Origin of the sequence: Acinetobacter sp. ESBL14, assembly GCF_036668815.1 — a bacterium.
Taxonomy (GTDB): Bacteria; Pseudomonadota; Gammaproteobacteria; order Pseudomonadales; family Moraxellaceae; genus Acinetobacter; species Acinetobacter gyllenbergii.
The window spans coordinates 1-4316 of record NZ_JAZEVS010000018.1 but is presented as its reverse complement, the minus strand read 5'-3'; the positions used below and the strand labels follow the sequence as shown (position 1 = coordinate 4316).

Genomic DNA, 4316 nt, shown 5'->3' with positions numbered 1-4316 from the left:
GAAATAGAAAAAGAATTATGGAGTAAATTTGATCTGAGATTAAAGTTTTTGTGAATAAAATAATTTTGATAGATTAAAAAGTTGAAAGGTATCTAAGTGTAGATACCTTTTTCGTTGGAGGTACATATAAAAGTAGGATTCAGCATCCAGATCCTCAAAATGCAGAAAAAGGTATGTGGTATGGACGAACTCCATCAGGAGTTGCTGTTGAAGGTTACACGCAGCCCAATACAACTGTTTATCCGTTATATGGTAAATGAGGTTTAATATGAGTTTAATGTTTTATTATATAAAATACCCTGAATTATTAGATTTAATTACTACAATAAAATCTGATGGTTTCGGAGGAGAGGAGGAGGAAGTTGTTGCTTCCTATTTGATTGATAACGGTGGTTCATCATTGGAGTCATATATTGATTTACTAGAAGAAAATGTTTTTAAATTGGAAAGTTTATCAATTATTAATGCCGATATTAGTAGTAACTCTTATGGGGCTGAAATTTTTGGTAATATAGTGAAAATTTATTGTTTTTATGATGAAGAGAAAGAGTATGAAGTTAATAGGTTAGATTTATTAAAAATAACGAGGTGTTGGCTGGATTTTATACAAAAAAAACCTATTGAAAATTATCAAGAAAAACATGATTTATAAAATTTTGATTAATATAAGAAAACATTTGATTATGTGGGTGGTTTTAAACCTGACTTTAGTAATATAGGTAAACGTGATATTCGCCAAACAAATTTAGGTAAATTAGGAGATGAGGGGGATGTAGCTGGGCATGCCAAAGCCTGTTCTTTAGGAGGGACATGTGATAATTTTAATTTATTTCCACAAAATAGTAATTTCAATAACTCAGCTTATAAAAAGTGGGAAAATGAGTTACGTGGCGCATTAAAGGATGGTGATCAAGTTGGAATGGTCAAAGTAAAATTTGATAGATCAAATCCCGCTAATATTAGGCCTGACTCGGTTGAAATTGAGTATAGTATTAATGGTAAAATTAAAAATAAATTCTTTAAAAATGAGGCAGCTCCTAAATGAGTAATATTATAGAGAAGCAAACAAACATTTTGAATAAACTATTGAATATTATGGTTGATAGTATCGATGGCGAATATGATAGTGTTGTTTGTAATTTTGAATATGATCATGGCCACAAAGACGGGTCATCATCTACAGGAGCGGAACTATCTTATTCCATTAACTCAGAAAATAGATGTATTGGGATTAATGAAATGAGAGTTGTAGATAGTTTAATTAGAGAATTACATGAAGTAATGAAATCTCATACAGGTGGTGATTGGAAAGAGTTTATTTTGAGTGTGGATGAAAATGGTAGAGCTCATACTAAGTTCATCTATGATGAAAAATAAAGTTTTTTATAGGTAATTTATAAGTTTAGAAGCATGTCATATTGGCATGCTTTTTTTATTAAATTTTGATAAGGACAAGCTTCAGAAAGAAATCAATCTACAGATGGATGTGACCAAAAAGTTTGATGCCAATCGTCAAGAAGCTGGAATTACAGTTGGTAATATTGTACAAGCACTTGAAGCTACAGGGCAGGCAATAGATGGGGCGAAGCAGGCACATGCCATAGCAAATAAAATTGAGCAAGAAAATAAAAAACTAAGTCCAGAAGATCAACTACTATTTGGAAACTTGATTATAGAGCTTTCACAAAGCCAAAAAGTTGAGGCAACGGATAGCTATTATCCTCTTATTGTCGGGGCTGGAGAGGTGCTTGCAATGGCAGCAGGCGCATGTGCAAAAAGTCCAGCTTGTGTAAGTGCGACAGTTAATGCATTAAGAGCAGTAGGAGTTGCAATCTTAAGTGAGCAATCTGAGGATAAAGACAAAAAGTCTACACCAAAGCCATTACCATCAACTTCTGGTAATTCCGCAACAGGTATGCCACCTGAACCTGATGATGGGCAAGATGAGTCTTTAGATAATATCAGAGCACCAAATAGTAGGCATAATGCTTCATCTGTTACACAAAGATCTCAAACGAAAGAAAATAATACTGTAGTAACTCGGTCAGTAAATATGGATAAAGATACTCAACTGATTAAAAGTGGGAGTGCAAGAAATATTGGTAGAGACTCTAATTCAGGTGATCTTCTACATAAACTTCCGAACGGAAGGGTTTATGCCGAAAAAAGTAACGGCCAATTGTATCCTCATTCTGGACCAGGTGTTCATGCGCTGGATAGAGGGGCTTATAATGCATTAGGTGTTTATAATAAATTTGGTAGAACTGATACAGCTGAAACTATTTTAAAGAGTATGAAGATTACACCACAGGCAAGAAGTGCTGCACTTAAAGTTTTAAAGGAAAATTCAAAATGAGTGTTTTTTTCGAAAGAAAATTGGATACAACCTTAATTGAAAATTTTATCCATGAAGTTTTTAATATAAAAAATTCTGAAATAAAAGTATTTGAACAGGATGATTTTTTCAATGGGGAGTATTTGAATGTTGATGAAAAAATTAAATGTTTATGTACATATAGATACCTAAATGGAGATGCTAAAACCATTGTTGATCTTTATAGAATTGAAGATCAAAGCCCAAAAACGATGGTGGAGAGATTAAAGAAATTATTTGGTGAAAATAAGTGGGATGGAGGTGTTTATATAGAAAATATCGATGGAGATTATTTGTTTTTTAATAATTCATTTGCAATACCTGTTCTTATTGATGATGATAATCTTGAAGATAATGAGGTTTTTTTTACAAAAAAATATTAATTATTATTAAGATAAGTCCTGATACAGAGAAATCAACATGATTTCTTTGCATCGACATAAAAGTAAAAGTTGGTTTTATTTTAAACACTCTAAATTTTATTTTTAGTGTGCAGTAAGTACAAGTCGATGCCAAAGAGCTGAATATCGAGAGTTTGCAAAACAAGGCAAGCTATAAGAGCAAACAGCAGAATGTAGAAGATCAGGTTACGGTTGGATATGGAGCCTCTGCATCAGGTAGTTTTAGTAAATCCAATATCAATGTCTATCATGCTTCGGTGAGTGAGCAATCAGGTTTGTTTGCTGGAGATGGTGGTTACCATGTCAAAGCAGATCAAGTAGATCTCAAAGGTGGTGCAATTGTTTCAACAGCAAGCAAAGACAACAATAACCTGACTGCCAACAGCCTGACCTTTAGCGATATTAAAAACCAAAGTCAGTATGATGCGAAAAGTGTCAGTTTATCTGGTGGAACAAGCTCTGCGAAAGATGGTAACGCTGCGAATCCAACCAATAATGAGAATTGGCGTACAGTACCAGCTTTAGCCCAAGTCTCCCACAGCATGAGTCGGACAAGGACAGCAGTGTAACCCGAGCTACATTAAGCGAAGGAAATATCAGTATTGGTGGTAAAAAAACCACGACGACAGAGTTGGGTATCCATAATGATGCCAATACTGCACACCGTACGGTAGAGACTCTGCCAAACTTGCAAGAGATATTGGACAAGCAAAAGACAGTAGCCGATGCGACCTCGACTATTGCGGCAGCAACACGTACTTATAACCAAAACCAGCAAAAACAGGCAGAGGCTGAAAAAGCAGCGCATAAACAACAAGTGCTGTCACAAATTGGACAGAGTAGTGAGGCATTGGAATACTACCAAAATCTTGATCCAGTTAAACAGGAAGAATATTTACGTCAATATTCCCCTGAATATGCTAAAGCGAGTCAATCCAATCAAGATTGGGGCATGGGCGGTAATAAGAGTCGAGCGGTGAATGCGGTCACGATGGCAGTGACGGGTGCATTGGGTGGACAAACCGATATGCAGGTTGTAGCGAATACACTTGCACCTTATGTTGCACAGGGAATCGGGCAGCAGTTTGGACATGGTGAAGACAAGAATAAAGCAGCTCAAATGGCAGCCCATGCAATCTTGGGCGCAACGCTTGCTTATGTGAATGGTGGGAATCCAGCAGCAGGCGGCAGTGCAGCGGTTGCAAGTGAAGCAGCAGCAGACTATTTAGCAAACCAGTATAAGGATAATCCTGCTTATCAAAATGAGAAGGGTGAATTTATACCAAATCTGTTACCCGAAGATGTGAAGACACAAATTCGAGATTTGACTGCAGCCATTGGAGCAGTGGTTGGGGGAACAGTTGGAGATTCGGCATTTGAAGCGCAGATCTCTGGTGTGGTTGCTCAGAATGCCGTGGAGAATAATAAAACCTCTGTTAAACAGGATATTAAACATGCTTTAACCTGTTGGGGAGCGGAATGCCGTCAGCAATATAAAGACTTAGATGTCGCACAGCAAGCAGCCTATCAGAAAGGTAAGG

Annotated in this window: 5 protein-coding genes and 1 pseudogene; all 6 read left to right on the top strand. The window is 36.4% G+C overall.

The window, feature by feature from the left end:
- The first annotated feature begins 268 nt into the window (after positions 1 to 268).
- Positions 269 to 652 (top strand): DUF5376 family protein, encoded by a 384-nt coding sequence (locus V6E90_RS21395; protein ID WP_332606398.1) that lies wholly within the window; start codon positions 269 to 271, stop codon positions 650 to 652.
- Positions 653 to 685: 33 nt separating this feature from the next.
- Positions 686 to 1045: a DNA/RNA non-specific endonuclease gene (locus V6E90_RS21390; protein WP_332606397.1), complete on the top strand. Its 360-nt coding sequence runs from the start codon at positions 686 to 688 to the stop codon at positions 1043 to 1045.
- Positions 1042 to 1377 carry a hypothetical protein gene (locus tag V6E90_RS21385; RefSeq protein ID WP_065344260.1) on the top strand — a complete coding sequence of 112 codons (336 nt, stop codon included), beginning with the start codon at positions 1042 to 1044 and terminating at the stop codon, positions 1375 to 1377. Before V6E90_RS21390 ends, V6E90_RS21385 begins: the two co-directional genes overlap by 4 nt.
- 46 nt (positions 1378 to 1423) lie before the next feature.
- On the top strand, positions 1424 to 2356 hold the full coding sequence (locus V6E90_RS21380) for a hypothetical protein (protein WP_332606396.1): 933 nt from the start codon (positions 1424 to 1426) through the stop codon (positions 2354 to 2356).
- On the top strand, positions 2353 to 2757 hold the full coding sequence (locus V6E90_RS21375) for a hypothetical protein (RefSeq protein ID WP_004653210.1): 405 nt from the start codon (positions 2353 to 2355) through the stop codon (positions 2755 to 2757). The genes V6E90_RS21380 and V6E90_RS21375 overlap by 4 nt, the downstream gene beginning before the upstream one ends.
- A 293-nt stretch (positions 2758 to 3050) precedes the next feature.
- Positions 3051 to 4316, top strand: a pseudogene (locus V6E90_RS21365) (VENN motif pre-toxin domain-containing protein); the annotation flags it as partial.